Origin of the sequence: Clostridium sp. MSJ-8 (assembly GCF_018918325.1) — a bacterium.
Lineage (GTDB): Bacteria > Bacillota > Clostridia > Clostridiales > Clostridiaceae > Clostridium.
The window spans coordinates 194,207-216,904 of the sequence record NZ_JAHLQH010000049.1 but is presented as its reverse complement, the minus strand read 5'-3'; the positions used below and the strand labels follow the sequence as shown (position 1 = coordinate 216,904).

The window sequence follows — 22,698 nt, the reverse complement described above, 5'->3', positions numbered from 1 at the left end:
AAGAGATCTTTTCTTTAAAAGCTCTCTTATCATATAATCACGTATTGATTCAATTTGCTTTATATCTAATTTTTCTAAGAAATTATTAATTGTATCATAATGAGGAATCTCCTCTAAAGTATCTATTCCTAAACTTTTAGCAATATTATTAATAGATTCTTCAGTGTTGAAATCCCTTGTCATTTTATTCATGCTAAATATTCCCGAAACATTTTTCATAATTACTGTAAACAGTAATATATCCGGTTCATATGTAATATAACTTGTATGTCTAACATCTTTAACTAATCTTAACTTCTTATTAAAATCACGGAAAAAGTGTTTTCTAATTTTAGTAAATTCCGCGAAAAAATTTATTTTTGATTCTTTTTCTCTCTTTTGTTTTCTTGTGATTTTTATCATAATAAAATCTCCATAAACATAGTAAAATTAAGGTTTTTCCTAATATAATTATACCATAATTTATTACATTTATGGAGATTATTAACTCGAAAATTATTTACTCTTTATTACTGACTAATAATAATATTACTAATGTACAAACTTTTAAATTTTATTTATCTAAAACTTCAAATATACAAGCTGTAAATGGAGCTAAATTAATAGTAAATGAATATTCAAAGTTCTTATACGGCTCTTTTTTAGATTGTATAATTCTTGTATTCCTTCTATCCTCTCCACCATATTTTATATTATCAGTATTAAATCTCTCTTTTATTCTACACTTTTTATTAAAGCCTAACTTAAATTCCTTATAATGCTCTGTATATGCATTAAACACTATTATAAATTCCTTTTGTCCATCACTTCTTACATAAGAATATGTTCTATGTTCACTATCATCTGCATCTATCCAATAGAATCCATCTTTCGCATAATCATTAACATAAAAAGCTTTATTATTCTTATATAGCTTACATAAATCCTTAAAGAAAGTATTAAATTTCTTATGAGCATCAAATTCTAGTAGATTCCAATCTAATTCTCTAGTTTCATCCCATTCTCTAAAATGTCCTAATTCATTTCCCATAAAATTAAGTTTCTTACCTAAATGAGTCATCATATAAGTATATAATACTCTTGCTTGCGGAAACTTATCTTCATATTCTCCATACATTTTATCTAAGATGGTTTTTTTACCATGAACCACTTCATCATGAGAGAAAGATAGTAAAAATCTTTCGCTATAATAATACATCATTGAAAAATTAATAAGGTTGTGTTCATATATTCTATCATATGGATGCATAGAAAAATATCTTAATGTATCATTCATCCAACCTAAATCCCACTTATAATCAAAGCCTAATCCACCTTCTTCTATTGGTTTTGTTACATTTGGGAATGTAGTACTATCTTCTGCAATAAGCATTACACCATTAAACATATTGTTTATTCCAGCATTCATAGTTTTTATTAAGTCAACACCACCTACATTTACACCTCTATCACTATTACCTTGCCAATATAGTGCATTAGAAATAGCATCTAATCTTAATCCATCGAAATGAAATACATCAAGCCAGTATGCTGAAGCTGATAATAAAAAGCTTCTAACTTCTTTTCTAAAAAAATCAAAATTACATGTTCCCCATTGACTTCTAGAAACTTCACCATATTGGTATTCATACATTGGTGTTCCATCAAATTGAGCCAATGCATAATCATTTATAACAAAGTGAACAGGTACTATATCTAAAATAACTCCAATATTATTTTTATGGCATTTATTAATAAATTGCATAAGATCTTTAACCTTACCATATCTAGAAGTTACACTATAGTAACCGCTTACTTGATATCCCCAAGACCCATCAAAAGGATGTTCACATAATGGCATTAGTTCAATATGTGTAAAATTATTATCTTTAATATATTTTATAATATCATCACTTAATTCATTATAATTGTACCATCTATCTTCTATTCTATCTCCTGACTTTTGCTTCCAAGAGCCAAAATGCACCTCATATATATTAACTGGTTTATCATAATTCTTAGTTCTACTATTCATCCATGCTGCATCTGTAAATACTGAATTATCTATATCTGCAATTATAGATGCTGTTCCAGGTCTAAGTTCTGAATAAAAAGCATATGGATCACACTTATCTATAAAACCTCCATCTCTTTTGAAAACTCTATATTTATACATCATGCCTTCCTTGGCATACTCAGTAAATAATGTATAAGTTCCTCTATCATCTATCTTCTGCATTTCATAATCAGCACCATACCAATCATTAAATTCTCCAATTAGCTGAATATGCGTTGCATTTGGTGCACAAACTGTAAATCTTACTCCTTCTTTACCATATTCATTGCATAAATGTGCTCCAAATACTTTATATGCCTCAAAACTATTTCCTTCATAAAATTTATTTAAAATATCCTCTCTCAAAATATATACCCCCAACTCAATTGACAATTTTCTCCATAATTGATATTATATTTATATCATTATAGAAGCTAAAATAGTAATACTTTTAGCACTTTTATTATATTTTATTTTACTACATATGTAAATTAGTAGGAGGAAAAATGAACAAAAATTCACAATCTCAAGCACTTTTTGAATTTATTACATTAGTATACGAAAAAATTTCAGGGACTTATACTTCTTCTTTTAGAGAAGTATTGAGCCCATTACAATACTATACTATATGTGTTATCTATTATTATAAAGAAATATCTATGACTTCTTTAGCAGACTCTATGAAAATGCCTAAACAAAACATGACTAAAATAATAGACAAGTTGTTTCAAATGGATTTTGTAAAAAGAGTTAAAGATTCTAATGATAAAAGAATAATTAAAGTTTCTCTGTCTCAAGCAGGAATTAATTTTTTAATTAACCATGTTAAATTAAATTCAGAAACTATTTGTGATTCGCTTAGCAAAACTGAAGATGTTGATATTGAAGAATTTTTTAATGCATTAAATTGCATTAATAAAGTTTTATCTAAAATCACAATAGATGAAAAGATTTTTGATTAACATCAAATTATTGATTTAAACAAATTATCTATAATATACTTAAGTATTTCTTATAATAAAAAAGTAAAGGTCTCGTTTAAAATGCTATACTGTGTGAGCTTTAGTGAGTTATAGCATTTAGAGATCTTTACTTTTTTTATTATATTAATAAATACTTAATTCTATCATATTATTTACTTAGAACATATAATTTTGATATTAATTATTGTGAAATTTACGTTATCTAATAATAATACAATCTTAATTTTTTATGTTTAGAAATTCTTAATTAGTCTCTACTACTTCTTCATAGTACTCTTTTAAAATTTCTATATTAGCTATTGTTGTAATTTCTTTAGGAAAGTCCTCAATTATTCTCTTTATACACCTTATACAGAACTTTTTTCTCTCTTTAGAATCTTTTAATAATACATTTTTATATCCCCATAAATGAGTATATAATCTCTGGTTATTATTAATTAATTCTATTATTTTAGATAATTCCTTTGTAGAAATATCTTTTTCATGAGCACACATTGATAATAGTCTCTGCTCTGCAAATACCATAAATGACCTTCTGTCATTTATAAGTTTGACTTCTTTCATAAATTTAAATGCTTCTGTAACATAATAATCTTTAAAATCATCATTATTAAAATAAGCGAAAGCAGTATTATAAGCAGGCAATGAAAAATCCCACTCTTTTTTAAATGAATAATCATCTTTGAAATTGAAGAATTCCCTGGAAGGATATGCTTTTGAATTTATTTTTTCATTATGAATAACAACTAACTCTTGATTCTGAAGAGATGATCTTATATCATTCCATATAACAAAATCATTATCTAGCATTGCAACGTCACCTTTTATATCTCTAAGAGCATATAACTTTGATGCAGCCCAAAAGATATTTGAATCTATCTTAGGATCAATGTTATCTAACTTTTCTTCAATTCCCAAATCATATATATGATCTATTCCTAAATTATAATATTCTTCTGCACTTATCTTATCTGCATATAACACAATAGATCCATTATACTGACGCCATTTTAGGGCGGAAAGCATAATTATTAATATTTCAAAGTCTTTAAGATGATATTCTTCTCTCCAATTTCTAATACAAAAAGGCTTACTCCAATTAGTATGAAATGCTGTAGTCATAGTATCCTCCTACTATCTATATAAGATTTAATCCGTATCCTCCTAGCCCCAATCCATCGGAAGAGAAAAATTCCTCTGAACAATATGAGGTTACTTGTGTTTCTTTATGTTTATTGATAACTTTGAACCTATGCTTATTAATATCCACATTGTATACTTCTTCTTCTGTAATAGGCTTAAAAGATTCTTCCTTTAATATATAGATATCATCTAATGAATTTTCTATGAAATTTGCTAATTCATCTTGAGAACAATTATTTCTATCTACTAGTAGAAAGTTGATTTCATTGCCCACATCACCATCATGCATTTCTAGCCTCCTTTTACTTAGTCACTTAATTAATATTATAACAGTTATTATACAATATGGTAGTAATTTATTAAAATATTTTTTCTAGAATTACTTAAATCAGAATATAATTATTTTTTAACATTAAAAAGAACCTCTCAAGGATTAAAGCTATTAAAGTCTCTATCCTCTTAAGGTTCTTTATCACGTATATATTTATTTAAGAAAAAGTTAGTTAACATTCACCACTCCATTATGACTAGATAAAAATCTAAAATCATTATTAAATTTTAATTCTTTTTTGCCTGTAGTGCACCACAAAACAAAACTTTCACAATTGTTATTTATCATATGATAATTACCAAAAGATCTATTAAGTCTAGAAAAAGCTCTATCCAAGGCTTCTATTTTATTAAACTTATACTCTATTCTATTATCAAGTTTAACTTCTAGACCTCTAGAAAATTCATCCATAGATGATTCTACAACCTTTTGTACTAAATATCCTTCTTCGTCATAATTTACGAAATGTATTACTTTATTATTACCAACTTCTATTCCATAATCTCTGAAGTATCCGTTATCTTCCTTTACCTCTTTAAAACCATTACACCAAGTTCTTCGCTCAACATACACAACATCACCTAACATACAATTCCTCCTTGTGTAATACTACTAATCTAATGGTAATTTTTTTATTGTTTTGTATTATACATAGCAGATTATCTTTCTTAGATAATTCTTCATATTTTCTCTTCCTATATAATATAAAGATTGTGCTATGTACTTTTTTCTGTACCTATATAATAGCACTTTTTATGTAATATTTTGTATATTTTATATGTATATTTTATGTATTTTATGTTAATATTTAGGACTTGATTTTTGCTTCATTATCTCAGTATACTATTTGTTTTACATTTATAATAAACTAAGATATACTAATTGTTAGAAACTAACTTTACAAGAAAGGAATTAATTTATGGAAAAACTAAAATTTGAATCGTCTTCAGAAAAGGTTATAAAAATTATTACTGCTATATTATATATACTAAGTTTTGCTTTTTTGCCTTTTGTACTTTTATTATTTTATAGAACTAGGTTTTACACAACACTTGCTAATAACTTTAATTTAATATTTTATATAGCCTTTGCAATAATATTAGCTTTCCAGTATAGGAAATTTATCAAACAAAATCTTCAAAACATACATAAAGATTTTTTTAAAAACTTGTTATTAACTATAAGTACTTATATTCTAATGCTTGCACTTATAATTATATGTTCTATGATAATTCAACAATTCTCTAATACGACTAATGCTAACCAAGACAGTATCAATGATGAACTAAAGCGAAATTTCTTAAGTATGTTCTTAGCCGCTGTTGTTTTTGGTCCTTTTGTTGAAGAATTAATTTTTAGAGGTTTAATTTTTAGGCTTCTACGCAATAAATTTAAAATACTATCACATATAATATCAGCATTATTATTTGGATTATATCACGTGTGGACATATATTTTATTTTTAGGAGATTTCTCACAACTTATAAATGTTCTTCCTTATTTCGCTATGGGATTGGCATTCTCTATATTATACGAAAAAACAGATAATATCGGTTATCCTTTGCTTTTGCATATGCTTAACAACTTTATCTCTTGTATATAGCATCAATATAACAAGTTCTATTTATAATTAAAATAAGAAGTGATTTGATTTTACAAAGCATTTGCTCAATTTTATTCATACTTACTTTTAATTTCTCACAGTATTTTATTTATTATAAATATTATTAATTCTTCTCTAGCAAAAATGCTTTGTTCCATCAAATAACTTCTATTTTAAATATTCAAGCGTTATGGTTATTTTTAATGTATCTGTATTGTCTGTAAATATCTTAAGACTCTATATTTCTATTATATTATTTACATATTTAATTCAATTTGTTTAATTGCTTCTTCTATCTTATCTACAGGAAGCACTAATGCAAATCTCACATATCCTTCTCCAAGAGTCCCAAAAGCACTACCTGGAGTACATATAACACCAGTTTTTTCTAACAAATCTATGCAAAACTCACTTGATGTCTTATACTCTTTTGGTATCTTAGCCCATGCAAACATAGATCCTTCACTATCTTCTATTTCTATTCCGACTCTCCTTAATCCACCACATAAGGCATTTCTTCTATTTTCATATTCTTTTCTATGAATTTCCAAACTATCTTTAGGTCCTTTTAATGCAGCTATTGCTGCCTTTTGTACAGGTATAAATATTCCATAATCAATCTGAGAACGAAGAGTTTTAAAGCTTTTAATTATCTCTTCATTTCCAATTAAAAATGATATTCTAGATCCAGTCATATTAAAAGATTTAGACATTGAATAAAATTCTACCGCTACCTCATTACCACCTTCATGGGCTAATATAGAATTTCCTTGTCTACCATCATATATAATATCTGCATACGCATTATCATGTACAATTATTATATTGTTTTCCTTTGCAAATTGTATTATTTTATCATAAAATTCTGAAGGTGCAGCTTTACACACTGGATTCATAGGATATGATATAATCATAAACTTAACATCTTTTAAGACTTCTCTATCTATAGAATTCAAATCTGGAAGATAGTTATTCTCTGGTAATAAATCATAGTATATAAGATCAGCCCCTGCTAGAAATGGTCCTATTTCAAATATTGGGTATCCTGGATTAGGTACTAGAACCTTGTCTCCTCTATTACATAAACTAAGTCCTATATGTGCTAACCCTTCTTGTGAACCATATACAGAAGTTACTTGATTTTTATTTATTGTAACATTAAATCTTTCCTTATAATAATCAACAACTGCTTCTAGAAGTTCGTCTAAATCTCCTAATGAATATACCCATTCCTTTGGATTAGATGCAGACCTTACTAATGCGTCTACCACATGTTTATCTGGTTCAAAGTCTGGTGTTCCCACTGATAAATTATATACTTTCTTCCCTTTAGCTATTAATTCTTTTTTCTTATCATCTAATATATTAAATATCCCTGCTTGAAAATGCTTTAAATTGTCCGAAAATTTTATATCCATTCTAATTCTGTCCTCCTAAGTAAATTTAACACAAAAACAATTATAGCACTATTCTACTAAGGTTGGTATAATTTTCTTAATTGCCAGAAAGTCTATATTAATCATAGTACTCCTCTAAAAAAATTTATACTTTCATATACGTTAAAAAAAGACGAAACCAGTATAAAACTAGCCTTCGTCTTTTTCAAAAATTATAAGGGAATCATATAAATATATAAATATTGTATACTTATATATTACCAAAATAATTAATATATAAATTACGAATTTATTACAAAATAGCTTATTTTATTACTTTTTTATTACTTTTGACATATTATAACAAAATAAATTCATCAAGTATCCACGAGTACAACCTTCTTCTGTTATAGCACCCTTCAGTATAATTAAATATAGCAATATTGACTTCTTCAAATATTTAATATATTTAAACCTTTTTCATAAGATCGAGTAGGTGAATCTCAGAAGTAATTTTCTGAGATTTTTATTCTTAAATAATGCAAAACAGCTGTTTCTACTTTAGACATGCCAAATAATTCACTTTTGTTCAGATTTAGAAGCAGTATTATTTGTAGAAGAATTGCTGTCTGATACCTAATACATCGAAACCAAAACAAAGAATGCATTTATAACTGTAGATAATGCCAAGCAAAATCCATCGGAAATGCCTATAAATTTACTCAACAAAGCATATGCTAAATAGAAAAATGGAAAAAATGCCAAAGAAAGAAATAAACTAGCCACATATGAGCCACAAGCCCACTTTTCCTTTTTTCCCTCAAAAAAATCAAATAAAATTACCGCAATAACCATCATCACAACAGAAAAAATAATATAATGATTTATCAGTTCTATAGTTCTACAAAATTGCACATATAATAGGCTCAATCCCACAAATTCTAAAATTTCACAAAAATTGATGAATTTCTCACTATAAAAATGTCCAATAATCATTGTAAATGTTGAGAAAATAACAAGCCACAATGAAACAGTATTAACGCTCAATGAATTCATAAACCAAACTCTATCAGAGCCCTGTGTAATTATCAAAGCTAATGAACTAGCAAATTCAGTTGCAAGAATAAAACCAATTACGACAGCAAAAACATTTCTTGTTTTTCTAAGAATCGAATTACTTGTAGAAGATGTATTATTTGTCCTTGCATTGTTTTTACTAACAACTATAGCATCTGGTTTTGCTTTATAATCAATTTGCTTTACTTCTTCCACTGCATTATTAAAATCCGGTAATTTTTCAGTTGTTTGTTCATATATTTGTTCTGATTCTTGTGCAATATTTCCATCTTTTGAAAGTATCGGCGTATCTATCACCGCTTTAACAGCACCAGCCAACGATCTCGTTACAGCCATCAACTTTAATTCATCTTCTGTAAAATCATTTGAACTTAGTTTTTTCTTAAAAATCCTACCTTCTTTTTTCCTTATAACACCTGCCATTATTCCAACACATTCTGCAAACATGGAATTTAAATCAACCAACAGATCATCGAACATATCTGATCTCTTTGATATAGCATTACATAAGGTTTCCGATACTTTCATTTTTTCAGATGCCGCTTCTGCTTCTGAATACATAGCATTCGCTTTTTCCAAATTTTCATCAGCTTTCATGCTTGCAGATATTCCAGTAAACAACACAACAGGAGCCGCAACAGCTGCTAAAGGTGTCATAGCCGCTCCAAACGATAAAGCCGACCCAGCTATTCCAGCAGCTGCAGTTACTTCTCCAGCCAACAAAGCACTTCCTGCTGTTGCTAGACCACCTGTAACTACAGTTAATGAACCACTTGCAGCCAACGCAACTACTGATCCCGCTGCTACTCCAGTTGCGCCACTTTTAATTGTTGATGAATATATATCTGTCATTTCCCTAAGCTGTATTGCCCCTTGTTGGTCAATTGCAAAATTTGATATTTCATCTAAACCTATTGATTCTTTTACTTCGATGTTTTTAACTTTTTCATATGAATTTAAAAACACTCTCATTGACGAATCTAATACATTTTTCTTTTCATATCCAAGTTTTAACAATGCTTTCTCAGTTGAATTCTGTGCCTGCTCTAAAGACCTTTTTGCACTGTTATACAAATCTTGTGCATCCTCTGCTACACGTTGTGCTCTTTCATTTGTTTCTTTGGCTGACAAGTGTCCACCGGCTCCTAAAACACCGGCTCCAACTGCTAATGCCCCTAGTAAAAATGGTATTGGCATACTTTACACCTCCTACAATATATCTGTCGAATTATCATCAAGAAAACACTTAAACTCATCCACCGTTTCATAATGAACCTGTCCACCCAATTTTCTTGTAATCTCATTTGCGCTTGCTATCATTCCATCCGCATCTCCATTAGTATACGCAAATCTCATACTTGAAATTGCTGTATCAAAACAATCTTTGTAATCGTTAAAATAATTATCTAAATACATCTCTAACTCTTTCCTAAATGCTTTCGTTTGTTCTGCAGCCGCATGACATTCTTCAATAATACGCATTCGTTCTTGATGTTCAAGTTCTCTAGTTTGAAGGGTATTAATAAGATTATTATAATATGTACTTGTAAGCATTGAACCAACCAATGCACCAACAGCACCACCTACCACAGGAATTGGTATAAGTGCTTGTCCAACAGCCATCGAATACCCTATAGTAGCCATATTTAATCCTTTATCTCCCAATTCAATTAGACACTCCTGTGTAGTTATTTCCCCTGTTCCCCATTTTTTCAAGGTATCTCCTGTACCAATTACAGCAGTTATCACCTTAGCAGGAACATTCGAATTTGCTAAAGCTTTTATAAATGGAGCAGAAGATTGCGATAATGATTGAGTTGCTACCGTCAAACCTCCACTCATTGCATATCCTGTAATAGCAGCTTTTCCACTATCTCTTATAGTATCGGCAATGGCCTCATCACTACTCTTATCACCCTTTATTAAAGCAACAGTATTCATAATTCCTGACATTGTCAAAGCTGTTAAACCTGCATTATAAGCTCCAACTCTACCTGCGTTTCGTCCAGTCTCAATAAGATTTTTTCTTGACTGTTTCTTAAAGCTGTCCTGTACATATTTCAATGCATTTTCTTCATCTTGTATCGCAAGTTTTTTCCCTTCTTCAGTTACATTAACACCTTTCTCTTTTAGATATTTTTTATCTATAACATACTCCTTATTTGATCTACTTCTTTTGGGATTGTTAAATCTGTGAGATGTTACTTTCATATTTCTCTGATTATTGGCAATTTGCTTAACATCATCTACAGTAAGCCATGGATTAGCCTTGACAATCTCATGTATTTCTTCCAAAGCAATAATATGGTCACTCTCTGCCAAATGCTCTAAGTACTTATCTCCATATAATAATTTTGCTTCTTTTTTGGTGAGAATCAATCTTTCCCCAGTATATGGACACTTAACAATTTGACCATCTTTAAATAGCATTTGTTTTGCTTGATTTTTTGCTACACCCGAATCATACAAAATTCTGTTATTTGTATATTCAATAGGTTTTGCAAACCTTACAGCAGCATCTTTAGTAGATGTTTTGACAGTCTGTGTTGTTACATATCCCACACTAATTTTAGAAGCGCCATTATCACTTTCCTTTCCTTCATCCTGGCTTTCAATCACTTCTTTAGATAAACTACTTTTTTTTAACAAGTCAAAAAAACCCATTTCGCACCTTCTTTCTTATCCAATGACAAGATTATTCATTCTATTCTGAAATGAGATATACTCACCTATAACTTTTTCACATTCATCACCAAAACTCTTATCCAGCCCAAATTTATTTTCCATATCTAATATAATTGCTCTCTCATTATCATCATAGTTATTATCTGCCATTGCTAATCCAACTGCCTCAAATACAATAATTTTCTTTGTTTTGAGATCTGATTTTTGACTGAACTTACGAATAATTTCATCAATTGGTTTTACCATTGTTTTTTTATCAAATTCCATTTGCATTTCATGACAGTATCCCTGAATAGCAACCTGCTCCTCTGCACTATAATCTCCATCAGATGTAGCCAAATCATATGCTAATCCCAAAAACATTCTTTTTTCTTCACTTGTTAGAATTGATAAATACATTACTTTTCTCTCCTTTTCAATTTTTCACACGCCTCATAATTCAATTCATAGTATTCGTCTTTACTCATGCTCTTGCTGAAAACCAACTCATACATTCTATCAACATTGCATCTATCTGGTCGATTTTGATATATAGAACATAATCTTGTACTATCATTAAAATATCTACATATCCCATCTCCTCTATCAAGATCTGAATACAATTCTGATGTTCCTACATTCATACAGCATAGACCACAACAATCACATTTAAACATATCTCACATCCAATTCTACTATCCTAACTAAGCAAAAAATATTACTCTAGTATTTTTCAGTTTTTAAGGTTATTCCTTTATAAGCCAATATCAGGTTTACTTGCATTACATTTTACATGTCCTCTAACACTTCCTTCATACATTGCTGTTTACATTAATTTGCTTTTCTGCGATTGTTTTTGACTCTGTTTTTTTAGTTATTGTATTGCTATTTGAACTACAAGATATACAAGTAGTAGCTATTAGCACTATTAGTGCTATTTTTAATAATTATATCACTTTTAGTTGCCAAATAACAACTTATTTATGTATATATTTACATGAAATTAATTTCATTTACATTTTTTATTAATATTTTTCTATTGAGTCTATTCAGTGTTATTATAAAGTAGTAGTGAACCCTTTTTAGTCAAACTATGTAAAATATTATTTAGTTAATAAAGAATGTATCCCTCCAAAACAACGTTTTACAGATATTGAAGAATAATATATAATTATCTTGATATAGTATTGATTTCATAATGTTAAGGAGGCTTTATAAAAATGGCAGTTAATTTAAGAGGTAAAGATTTTTTAAAACTACTTGATTTCACTAGCGATGAAATAAGATATTTAATTGATTTAGCTAAAGATTTAAAAAGTTTAAAAAGAGCTGGTATAGCTCATGATAAATTAAAAGGTAAAAATATAGTTTTATTATTTGAAAAAACTTCTACTAGAACTAGATGTTCTTTTGAAGTAGCAGGACACGACCTAGGAATGGGTGTTACATATCTAGATGCTGCTGGATCACAAGTTGGTAAAAAAGAAAGTATTCCTGATACAGCAAGAGTACTTAGTAGAATGTATGATGGAATAGAATACAGAGGTTATAGTCAAGATTTAGTTGAAGAATTAGCTAAATATTCTGATGTTCCTGTATGGAATGGATTAACTGATGAATTCCACCCTACTCAAATGATAGCAGATTTATTAACAATTGAAGAGAAGTTAGGTAGATTAAAAGGCGTTAACTTTGTATATATGGGTGATGCTAGAAATAATATGGGAAACTCTCTTATGGTTGCTTGCGCTAAGATGGGCATTAACTTCACAGCTTGTGCACCTTCTAGTCTTTTTCCAAATGAAAGCTTAGTTAATACTTGTAAGGAAATTGCAAAAGAAAATAACTGTACAATAACTTTAACAGAAGATGTAAAAGAAGGAACTAAAAATGCTGATGTTATTTATACAGACGTATGGGTATCTATGGGTGAACCTGATGAAGTATGGGCTGAAAGAATAAAACTTCTTATGCCTTATCAAGTAAATCAAGCTGTTATGGATAATGCTAACAAGGATGCAATATTCATGCACTGCCTACCTTCTTATCATGATTTAGGAACAAAAGTAGCCAAGGAAGTTCATGAAAAATTTGGCCTTGATGAAATAGAAGTTACTAATGAAGTTTTTGAAGGAAAACAATCAGTTGTATTTGATGAAGCAGAAAATAGAATGCACTCTATAAAAGCTATTATATATGCTACAATAGGAGTATAATTTCATTAAGTATTTACTAAATATAATTAAAAAAAGGTAAAGATGCCTAAATGCTATAAACTCACTAAAGTTCAGAAAGTATAGCATTTTAAACGGCATCTTTACTTTTTTATTATAAAAAATACTAAATTCTATTTTAATCAATTACTGCAGCTAATACTATTATCATTATTTGCTTATATCTAAAATATCTATAATATCATCTTTACTACTTGTTTTGTCATAGCTTATTTTTACTGTATCACCTACATTTAAAAGTATAAGTTCTTCATTATCTGCAAATTTTTGTTTATAACAATGTCCATCTTCACTCTTAATGTAACATATAGTTTCTCCATCTACAAGCAAGAACTTAATATCTGATATCTTAGCATCTATAGTTTCTATACTATCTGATTTGCTTGAATTAATATCTACCTTTTTACCTGCTGAACTAAGTGCTACTCTATAATTTTTAAGAGTTTCATTCAATGTTTCTCCTGTTGCTACTATAGTATAATTCTTAACATTAACCATAGCATATAATTTAACTAATCCATTATTATCTTTAAGCACCATAACATAAGTTGCTTCACCGTCCATATTTATAAGTGATGGGAAGCTCGCCTTATAACCATAATTTTGTACTACACCTTCTGCTGCTGACATTGCTGAATATTCTTCTGCTCCTGACATTTCATAATATTTAAACTTACCAGTTCTTGAATTAACCAATATGAATCCCAGATTTGATTCATCAGAAGTAGTAGAAGTAACACCAGTATACACATATACATCATCATCTTGAATTAAATATCCAAAATCATCTGTTGTCTCTTTACAGCCTTTTTGCGCAAATAAACTATTGAAATATCCGTTACCTAATGTTCCATAGGAATCATATAATTCCTCTACAGTATCCCCATCATATACATAATCCACCCATTCTGGTGTCTTAGATATATCATAAATCTTACTTTCTCCAGTAACTGCATTTAATATAATCACTTCACTAGGAGAATATGCACCGAAGAATGTATTAGGTTCTTCACATGTAACAACCCAATAAGGATTTCCTTTATCGTCTATTTGGAAAGTATAATTTCCAAATATCTTAGTTAAATATTTACTACGTAATTTTCTCTTTAAATTATTAGAAAAATATGCAGAAGGCGAATATTTAATTCCTTTTTCTAATCTTACAAATTCTGCTTCGTTAGTCTTTGGATTAACTAGTACATATCCTGGAATTCCTTTTGATTTATTGTTAATATACTTGAAAAAGCCATCATATTCTAGAACTGCGATCTTTCTTACTTCTCCGTTATAACATATAGTTGTATAATCATCTGAAACATTGTATTGACTTACTACATCAGTTAAAGATCCTACAACTCTATCACCTAATTTCTTGGCAGACTTCGTGTCCATAAGTGGTATATTCTTAATATCCTCCACCATAGGAATGTCTTCTGTAAATTCTCCACTATCTACTGATATTCTATTAGCATATGTCTTTGATCTAAATACATTAGAAGAGAATAGGATTAATCCTAAAAATACAACAAATAACACTCCTATTGTCCCCCATATTATACGCAATTTGTTAATATCGTTTTTCTTTTTAACTATTTTTAAGGCAGTATATATAACTGCTACCACACTTAGAACTACTATAATAAATATCCATACCCCTACACTATGAATATTAAAAGCTGGTAACACCTTATACCAAGCTATTCCTCCTAAAGCAAGTGCAATAAGTGCCAAAATAAATATAACCATTCACTTCATCTCCTTATAATTTTAATAGTATTTTTATATACAAAATACAATAAGCGTTATTGTATAATAAGTTATTTGATACCTTTTATTGTATAATATCATATTTTCCCTTTTATATCAAGTTATATAAATTCCTATAAAGTAAAAAAGTGAAGAAGCCATTAAAATGCTATAATTATATTTAAATAATTAGTAAATTTATAGCACTTAGGTTTCTTCACCTATATTTTATCTCAGAACTACTCCATAAAATTACATATAATTCTAAATTATTTTGTTTCTAATAACTTATTGACTCCTGCAAGCTTAACACAAACACAGAATAATTCTATTGCTTTCTTAAGTTCATCATAAGTTGGATATGATGGTGCTAATCTAATGTTTGTATCTCTAGGATCTTTTCCATATGGGAATGTTGCTCCTGCATTAGTTAATTTAACTCCAGCTTTAGCTCCTAACTCTACTGTTGCCTTTGCACAGCCTTCTAAAGTATCTACTGTTATAAAATATCCTCCATCTGGAGCTTCCCATTTTAATAATCCTGAGCCTTTAAGTTCTCTATCTAATGTTTCAAGAACTAAATCAAACTTAGGTCTCATGTCATTAGCAATATCTTTCATATGTTTTTCTAAATTGCTAGCTGTTTTAAAGAATCTATATACATGTAATTGGTTTATCTTATCATAACCAATTGTTTGTGTTCCCATATGTTTCTTTATTTCTTCGATATTTCTATCACTTGCTGATAATAATGAAACTCCTGAACCTGGGAAAGTTATCTTAGATGTTGAGAAGAAATAATAAATTCTATCTTCGTTACCAACTTCCTTCGCAGCATCAAATATGTTTAGTAACTTGTGTACCTTATGTTTTCCATATAAATGGTGTATTCCATATGCATTATCCCAGAATATTCTAAAGTCTTTTGCTGCTGTTTTCATTGTTGCTAATTCCCTAACTTTTTCATCACTATAACATATTCCTTGAGGATTAGAATATAATGGAACGCAGAAAATACCTTTTATAGATTCATCTTCTGCAACTAATTTCTTTATAGTTTCCATATCTGGTCCATCATGTTGCATATCTATATTAATCATTTCAACACCAAAGTCATTTAACATTGCAAAATGTCTATCATATCCAGGACATGGACATAAGAATTTAACTTTATCTAACTTACTCCATGGTGTATTGCCTTGTGTTCCAAATAAAAATACTCTAGCTAAAGTATCATACATTAAATTTAGACTAGCATTTCCACCAATAATAATATTTTTTTCTTTTAATCCCAAAACTTCAGCAAATAGTCTCTTTAATTCTGGTATACCATCTAAAATACCATAGTTTCTAACATCAACACCATCTTCTGTAGTATAATTATCAAGTTTATCAAGTAGCTTATCACATAAAGCTAATTGAGTTGGTGCTGGCTTTCCTCTAGACATATCAAGAGATAGATTTAAATCTACATATTTTTGATATTCCTTCTCTAATTTTTGTTTATAATCTATTAATTGTTCTTTTGAGAGACTTGTTACATCTACCAAGTGAAATCATCCCCTTAAGTATTTTTTTATAAAACATCCCTTTAAATTATATCACCACAATTACCATTGTCATAGAGAAAATTTTAATATTTTTCTTATTTTTTTGTTTTATTTTAGATATCTAAGTCATATTAAGAAATATACCATAAACATCTAAAAGCCCATATCCCCACAAAGGATTAGGATAAATATCTCCCTTTCTCTGCTGAGCCCCCTTCACAATAAATGTTATTATACTTTCAGCATACATATCTGGAAAATTACCATTTATAATTCCCCATTCTAAAAGCATTGCACATACACCTGCAGCAATAGCTGATGAAACAGATGTACCACTTACTTTTTTAACTTTATTATCAATAGAAACTGCAGGTGCATTAACTCCTCCAGCAGCAACTGATATAGGATAATAATTATCATTTCTAAAACTTCTACCAGAATAATCTAATATATTGTAATTCAATTGATTGTATGCAGCTATAGTTAGTACACTTACTACATCCCCTGGAATTGTTATAGTACCAAATGGATCACTTTGTCTAAATCTTGTTCCTTCTTTGGTTATACCAGAAACAGGAATCCATGCATTAAATTCTCCTATTGTAATTAATTTACCAGTTAAATTAAATGTCCATGTACCTTCTTGAATATCAGTAAATTCTATAATTATAAGTTCGTCTCCTGAATATTCTTCTGGAATATCATATGAAATATTCACATTAGTTTTTTCAAAAAGGTATTTAAAACTAGTATTTTTGTTTAAATTAATTCCTATCTCACCAGTTCTCTCTCCAGATGGTGATATAACCTCTACAGTCATTATATCTGGCGCTGGCACCCATATTTCCAACTTTATATTTTTTTGTTCCTTAGAAACCAATAGCTCTATAGATGATGTTTCCCCTTCTTTTCTTATAGTCCCAGATGCATGAGTCCCCGCAACACCTTCATTTCCAGTTCCCGTAACCACAATCATACCTTTATTATTAGATATTTTAGTTACAAATTCATCAAATAATCCTTTACCTCTATGATTACCAGAATTACTTCCTAGAGGAAGAAAAATTACTAAAGGGCTTAATGTTTTCTTTATATACATATATACATTATTTATTGCATCCATTATCTGTTTCACATTATATACTGGTATATTTATATTATTTTTCTCCTTATATTCATAATCTTGTTTAAGCTTAATTATACACAATGAACTCTCAGGTACAACTCCCCTTACTTCGTTATTATACCCATAAGATGATATTATACTTGCCATCTCCGTTCCATGCCCTATTTCATCTTTTGAAGGAACTATATCATATGGATTTTCCCCCTTTTTATTTGCTTCTATAGCTCTATCTATATCATCACTAGTATATATAGTTCCATATGGAACCTCTGTTGATTCATTTGAACTATTAATATTTTGATCCCATATATACTCAATTTTTGTTTTTCCATTTGGAAATAGGAACTCTTCATTTAAATAATCTATTCCTGTATCAATTATACCAATTGATACACCTTTTCCTCTTAACGCATAGTCTTGATTTACATCTTGAACATATTTTATCTTGGCAACTTCTGTTGGAATTAATTCTTGTAACACAAAATAAATATCATAATTCATATATACACCTCTCTATATACAATAGCCTTTGGTATTCTTACAAACAATTTATTACTAAAATACTCAAGATTATTATCATTTCTATATATCCCAGCTATTACCTCAAATGTTTTTAATATATTAACCTTGCCATATCCAAATGATACATTCGGATACGGACCTCCACTACTCCTGTCTGCACCATACATTAAATAACTTTTCACTTGAGATGCATATATATTTTCTTTATTTTTATTTATAATTGCCCATTGCAATATAAGTACACACATTCCAGATATTATAGCTGCAGCTACTGAACTACCACTTACGCCTTCCATTTTTCCTGATTTACTTATAGCCAGAACATTCATTCCTGCTGTTGCAATATCTGGCTTTATATACCCAAGAGCAGTATATCCTCTTCCCGAAGTAGGTACTTCTGTATCATATATACTATTATAGTAACTTGTAGTTATTACATTAGCTGCTGTAGAAGGAGTAGTAAGAGTTACATTAGGATCAGACTCTAGAAACTTAGTATCCTCCGGAAGCACTCTCATAGACGGTAACCACATATTATAATTTCCTCTTAAAATATATTCACCTCTTAATTGAATCTTCCATACTCCCTTTACAATGTTTTTAAAATTTACAAGCACAAATTCTTCGCCATAAAAATTATCTGGAAGTCTATATGATATTTCTATTTCTGTATTAGTTAATACAAAATCAATCTTTTCATTTCTATTAATTTTTGCATTTATAAATCCAGTACTTTCTTGATAAGGCGATATTATATTTATTGATACTACATCAGGTCTAATAACCCATAATTCGAAAGAAAAATTCCTTATGTCTTTAGAAATATTTATTTCATGTGTTGTTATCTCACCTTCTGAATCTAATTTTCCTGATGCATGTCCTTCTCCTGCTCCTTCATTTCCAACTCCAGTAACCACAACTACTCCACTATTCTCTGTTATTGAATTAAGATACCTACTAGCTAAATCCTTACCATCATGACCACCACTAGTTGTACCCACTCCTATATATATAACTAATGGTTTATTTTCTCTAAGTGCAACTTTAAGAAGATATTCTACTCCAGCTATTACCTCAACTATATTGTAAGCTGATACATCATGAATGCCATTTTCATTGTTAATTCTAGTATAATATTTAGATTTCCTTAATTTTACTACTACAAATTCACAATTAGGTGCCACTCCATAAAATTCTTTATCTTCTCCTCTTCCCCCTATTATAGAAGCCACCTTACTTCCATGATAATTTTCATCTACACTTGGAACAATACTATACGGATCTCCATTATTTTTTAGCAAATCTAATGCTTTATTTATCATTTCTCTAGAATAGACGGTTCCTATATAGTTACTAAGTTCCCCATTTTTTAAACTATCGCCTATCTCTTGATCCCATAATTCTACTATTCTTGTGCTTCCATCTTCATTAATAAAACTTCTATTAAGATAATCTATTCCTGTATCTATTATTCCAACCAATACACCATTCCCATTTAACCCTAGGTAAGGGTTAAGCTTAAGTTCTTCAATGCTATCTACATCTCCAACCTTTATATCTTGTAAAACATACATACTAGGCCTTTCCACAAAAGTTATTGCAGGTATCTCTTCTCTTAACCTATCAAGATTCTTTTCTTCTACTATTGCTATTGCTAAATAGCTATTGACTATATAACCACATGCATAATCAACATTAGATATTTGCTCTAAAAAATCTCCATAATATTCAACCAAATAGGCCATTTCTTCACTTTTGAAAATGTCATTACATTTTTTATTTTTCTCCATTTACTATCTTCCCCATAAAAATACATCATATATTTATATGGATTTTTATATTATTATATGAATATAAAAAATCGCCAAGGTAATTATGGCGATTTAGATGCTAAATTTATGTAATTTCCTATGCATAAAAAAGGCTATACCAAAAAGGTATAGCCTAAAATAAACAAAATTATCTTCTGTTGTTTTGAGCCTTTTTAGCTTTTCTACAAGCTGGGCATCTAACTGGATCATTTTCAAATCCTTTTTCTTTGTAAAATTCTTGTTCTCCTACAGTAAATACAAATTCTTTACCGCAATCTTTACATACGATAGTCTTATCTTCCATTTCTCTTTTCCTCCTAATATAAAGGTTCTATTTGGATAATGAGCTTCTATATTAAGAGTCTAATTATCTAAATGAAACTTTTTAAAATCTTAAAGCTCACGCTTCTATTTAATAGTATCATATCTTTCTACAAAGTGCAAGTTAATTTCTATATAATAAAATTTTTTTAAAGATTTTTTAAATTATTTTTAATATTTTAATTTAAAAGGTGTATTTATTTCTACCATTTATTTTAGATATATACATATTTTTATCTGATTTCTCTATAAGATTATCTATATGAATCTGTCTTCTAAGAACATCACGCTCTACTCCAATACTGACAGTAATTCTTTTCTCTATAGGCGAATATTCATGTTTAATATTATGTTTTTCTAATTTCATCATAAACTCAATAACATCTTCTTTAAACTGCGAATAACTTCTAGTTGATACAACACAAAATTCTTCTCCACCAAATCTTCCAACAACATCATCTTTAAAGGAATTATGGATAATATCTGCAACTGTCTTTAAGATATAATCTCCTTTAATATGTCCATAATTATCATTATATAATTTAAAATAATCAATATCCATAACTGATACAATTACCTCTTGATTAGTTCCTACTAACCTACTTAAGTAATTATATATATATCTTTTATTTTTTAATTGTGTTAAGCTATCTATTTCTGTCAATTCTTTAAGTTCATAATTAAGTTTCTGAATTTTAATACTTCTAATCACAAAAAACAAAAAAAAGATACATGCCATTCCTATTATAATTACTTTATAAACAACTTCTCGTTTGCTTTTATAAGTAACTTCACTTTCAAATTCTTCTATCATATCACCTAATTGATAATTTTTTAAATCATAATTATTTTGCTGAGCTATTCCAAATATATCTAGATACTTTTTAAGCTTATTATAATTCTTTGATACATTTGATATATCTATAATCGAATTTATAATTTGCCTCTTCAAATTATTATCTAAATATTTATTTTGAGAACTTTCTAGTAATTCTTCGTATTTATATAGTAGCAAACTATAATTATCTTGTGAAGAAATAACATATTCATAATCTAACTTAGCTTTTTCAACCCAAAGATAAATATTACTATTTTTATCATATCGGTATCTACAAGCTAATTCAAGATAACGTAAAGCTTCAGTTGCATCTCCCTCTTTAGAATAATACATACTTAAAGAAGAATATATACGAATATATTCTAATTCCTTTTCTTTATTAGATAATTCTTCAACTTTGTCTTTATATAATGTTTCTATCATTTTAGCTGATTCAAGGTCAGAAATATCTAAATAAGATTTATACAAATATCTATATATATCTATAATATAATCAAGTGGAATATCATCATATTTATCTATTATTTTATTGCATATAGATATAGTCTCTAAATACAAGTTTTTATAATAATATGTTTGTGCACAACTAAGCATTCCTGATATTATATATTCTTTTTCTCCTATATTATAGGCTGTAACAAGTGCATTACTAGCATATAATTTTGATACTTCAAAAGAATCTATAGCTATATATACTTCAGATAAAAGTGCATAGGACTTCATTGTTTTTTTATAATTAACATTTAGATTAACAGATGCCTTAAGTATTGAAATTGCATCATTATATCTTTCAGATTCTATTAGTTTTCTAGAATATACAATATTACCATACCATTTTATATCATGATTATCATACTTTTTATAAAGCTGTTGTAACTTTCTATAAGTTGATTCACCTAAATCAATTTCGCTTTTGTCAAAGTAAATCTGCATGACCCCTATATAAGCTAATTCTTTACTTAAGTAGTCAGTTTTATTATTAATAACTTCATAAAAATATTCTAAAGAACTGTTATAATCATTCATCTTATATTCAATATACCCAAGAATACAATTAGCCTTAGAATTTTCTTTAGATTCTAACAATAAATCTTCCTTAATATTTTTTAATTCTTCATAAGAATATCTATTTAGTTCATCATATGTTATTTTAAAAAGTATTTGATTCAACTGATCATATCCATTAATAACATATGCCCCTAATAATATACTAAGTACGCCTAATACACAAACATATAAATTAAGATTTTTCTTCACTTTTGATGTCTCCCTAATATAAAGTCATCAAAAATTATATAACATTTTCATGTTTATTAAAAGCGGTAAATGTTACCACAT

Annotated in this window: 19 protein-coding genes; 3 read left to right on the top strand and 16 right to left on the bottom strand. The window is 28.6% G+C overall.

The genetic code is table 11. The features are described from left to right. Together KQI77_RS11760 and glgB are read right to left on the bottom strand one after the other, a co-directional pair. Nucleotides 1-402 (bottom strand): transposase family protein (locus tag KQI77_RS11760; RefSeq protein ID WP_216390616.1); only part of this gene is annotated, 402 nt, incomplete at its 3' end. Between the two features lie 151 nt (nucleotides 403-553). Beyond that, the gene (glgB, locus tag KQI77_RS11755; RefSeq protein ID WP_253289447.1) at nucleotides 554-2,401 is read right to left on the bottom strand and encodes a 1,4-alpha-glucan branching protein GlgB; all 1,848 of its coding nucleotides are present in this window, start codon (nucleotides 2,399-2,401) and stop codon (nucleotides 554-556) included. Nucleotides 2,402-2,541: 140 nt separating this feature from the next. On the opposite strand from glgB, the gene KQI77_RS11750 reads away from it, so the two are divergent. Then, a complete protein-coding gene (locus KQI77_RS11750; protein WP_216390615.1) occupies nucleotides 2,542-2,997 on the top strand; it encodes a MarR family winged helix-turn-helix transcriptional regulator in 456 nt (151 codons plus the stop codon). A 264-nt stretch (nucleotides 2,998-3,261) separates the two neighbouring features. On the opposite strand, the gene KQI77_RS11745 is transcribed toward KQI77_RS11750, so the two are convergent. The 3 genes from KQI77_RS11745 to KQI77_RS11735 form a co-directional block, all read right to left on the bottom strand. Further along, the gene (locus tag KQI77_RS11745) at nucleotides 3,262-4,140 is read right to left on the bottom strand and encodes a DUF6734 family protein (protein WP_216390614.1); all 879 of its coding nucleotides are present in this window, start codon (nucleotides 4,138-4,140) and stop codon (nucleotides 3,262-3,264) included. Between the two features lie 16 nt (nucleotides 4,141-4,156). Then, entirely contained in the window at nucleotides 4,157-4,450 is a 294-nt protein-coding gene (locus KQI77_RS11740; RefSeq protein ID WP_216390613.1) for a hypothetical protein, read from the bottom strand. 210 nt (nucleotides 4,451-4,660) lie between these two features. After that, entirely contained in the window at nucleotides 4,661-5,080 is a 420-nt protein-coding gene (locus KQI77_RS11735; RefSeq protein ID WP_216390612.1) for a lecithin retinol acyltransferase family protein, read from the bottom strand. A 331-nt stretch (nucleotides 5,081-5,411) separates the two neighbouring features. Between KQI77_RS11735 and KQI77_RS11730 the strand changes: the two genes are divergently transcribed. After that, complete coding sequence (locus KQI77_RS11730; protein ID WP_216390611.1) at nucleotides 5,412-6,095, top strand: CPBP family intramembrane glutamic endopeptidase; 684 nt, start codon at nucleotides 5,412-5,414, stop codon at nucleotides 6,093-6,095. Nucleotides 6,096-6,352: 257 nt separating this feature from the next. Here the strand turns inward: KQI77_RS11730 and KQI77_RS11725 are convergent, their stop codons facing one another. The 5 genes from KQI77_RS11725 to KQI77_RS11705 form a co-directional block, all read right to left on the bottom strand. Next, on the bottom strand, nucleotides 6,353-7,513 hold the full coding sequence (locus KQI77_RS11725; RefSeq protein WP_216390610.1) for a pyridoxal phosphate-dependent aminotransferase: 1,161 nt from the start codon (nucleotides 7,511-7,513) through the stop codon (nucleotides 6,353-6,355). Nucleotides 7,514-8,107: 594 nt separating this feature from the next. Continuing rightward, nucleotides 8,108-9,745: a hypothetical protein gene (locus KQI77_RS11720; RefSeq protein ID WP_216390609.1), complete on the bottom strand. Its 1,638-nt coding sequence runs from the start codon at nucleotides 9,743-9,745 to the stop codon at nucleotides 8,108-8,110. Between the two features lie 12 nt (nucleotides 9,746-9,757). Continuing rightward, the gene (locus KQI77_RS11715; protein ID WP_216390608.1) at nucleotides 9,758-11,212 is read right to left on the bottom strand and encodes a hypothetical protein; all 1,455 of its coding nucleotides are present in this window, start codon (nucleotides 11,210-11,212) and stop codon (nucleotides 9,758-9,760) included. Nucleotides 11,213-11,227: 15 nt separating this feature from the next. Beyond that, the gene (locus KQI77_RS11710) at nucleotides 11,228-11,632 is read right to left on the bottom strand and encodes a hypothetical protein (protein ID WP_216390607.1); all 405 of its coding nucleotides are present in this window, start codon (nucleotides 11,630-11,632) and stop codon (nucleotides 11,228-11,230) included. Further along, a complete protein-coding gene (locus KQI77_RS11705; protein WP_216390606.1) occupies nucleotides 11,632-11,889 on the bottom strand; it encodes a YkgJ family cysteine cluster protein in 258 nt (85 codons plus the stop codon). The genes KQI77_RS11710 and KQI77_RS11705 overlap by 1 nt, the downstream gene beginning before the upstream one ends. 543 nt (nucleotides 11,890-12,432) lie before the next feature. Between KQI77_RS11705 and argF the strand changes: the two genes are divergently transcribed. Further along, complete coding sequence (argF, locus tag KQI77_RS11700) at nucleotides 12,433-13,428, top strand: ornithine carbamoyltransferase (RefSeq protein ID WP_216390605.1); 996 nt, start codon at nucleotides 12,433-12,435, stop codon at nucleotides 13,426-13,428. Nucleotides 13,429-13,596: 168 nt separating this feature from the next. Here argF and KQI77_RS11695 read toward each other — a convergent pair whose 3' ends face one another. The 6 genes from KQI77_RS11695 to KQI77_RS13305 all read right to left on the bottom strand — a co-directional run bounded on the left by KQI77_RS11695 (nucleotide 13,597) and on the right by KQI77_RS13305 (nucleotide 22,617). Continuing rightward, nucleotides 13,597-15,192 carry a hypothetical protein gene (locus KQI77_RS11695; RefSeq protein ID WP_216390604.1) on the bottom strand — a complete coding sequence of 532 codons (1,596 nt, stop codon included), beginning with the start codon at nucleotides 15,190-15,192 and terminating at the stop codon, nucleotides 13,597-13,599. Between the two features lie 269 nt (nucleotides 15,193-15,461). Beyond that, complete coding sequence (locus KQI77_RS11690; RefSeq protein WP_216390603.1) at nucleotides 15,462-16,742, bottom strand: aminotransferase class I/II-fold pyridoxal phosphate-dependent enzyme; 1,281 nt, start codon at nucleotides 16,740-16,742, stop codon at nucleotides 15,462-15,464. Between the two features lie 121 nt (nucleotides 16,743-16,863). Continuing rightward, nucleotides 16,864-18,369 (bottom strand): S8 family peptidase, encoded by a 1,506-nt coding sequence (locus KQI77_RS11685; protein WP_216390602.1) that lies wholly within the window; start codon nucleotides 18,367-18,369, stop codon nucleotides 16,864-16,866. Beyond that, the gene (locus KQI77_RS11680; RefSeq protein WP_253289446.1) at nucleotides 18,366-20,180 is read right to left on the bottom strand and encodes a S8 family peptidase; all 1,815 of its coding nucleotides are present in this window, start codon (nucleotides 20,178-20,180) and stop codon (nucleotides 18,366-18,368) included. The genes KQI77_RS11685 and KQI77_RS11680 overlap by 4 nt, the downstream gene beginning before the upstream one ends. 169 nt (nucleotides 20,181-20,349) lie before the next feature. Beyond that, the gene (locus KQI77_RS11675; protein WP_216390601.1) at nucleotides 20,350-20,505 is read right to left on the bottom strand and encodes a zinc-ribbon domain-containing protein; all 156 of its coding nucleotides are present in this window, start codon (nucleotides 20,503-20,505) and stop codon (nucleotides 20,350-20,352) included. Nucleotides 20,506-20,706: 201 nt separating this feature from the next. Next, the gene (locus KQI77_RS13305; protein ID WP_216390600.1) at nucleotides 20,707-22,617 is read right to left on the bottom strand and encodes a GGDEF domain-containing protein; all 1,911 of its coding nucleotides are present in this window, start codon (nucleotides 22,615-22,617) and stop codon (nucleotides 20,707-20,709) included. Nucleotides 22,618-22,698 lie beyond the last annotated feature (81 nt).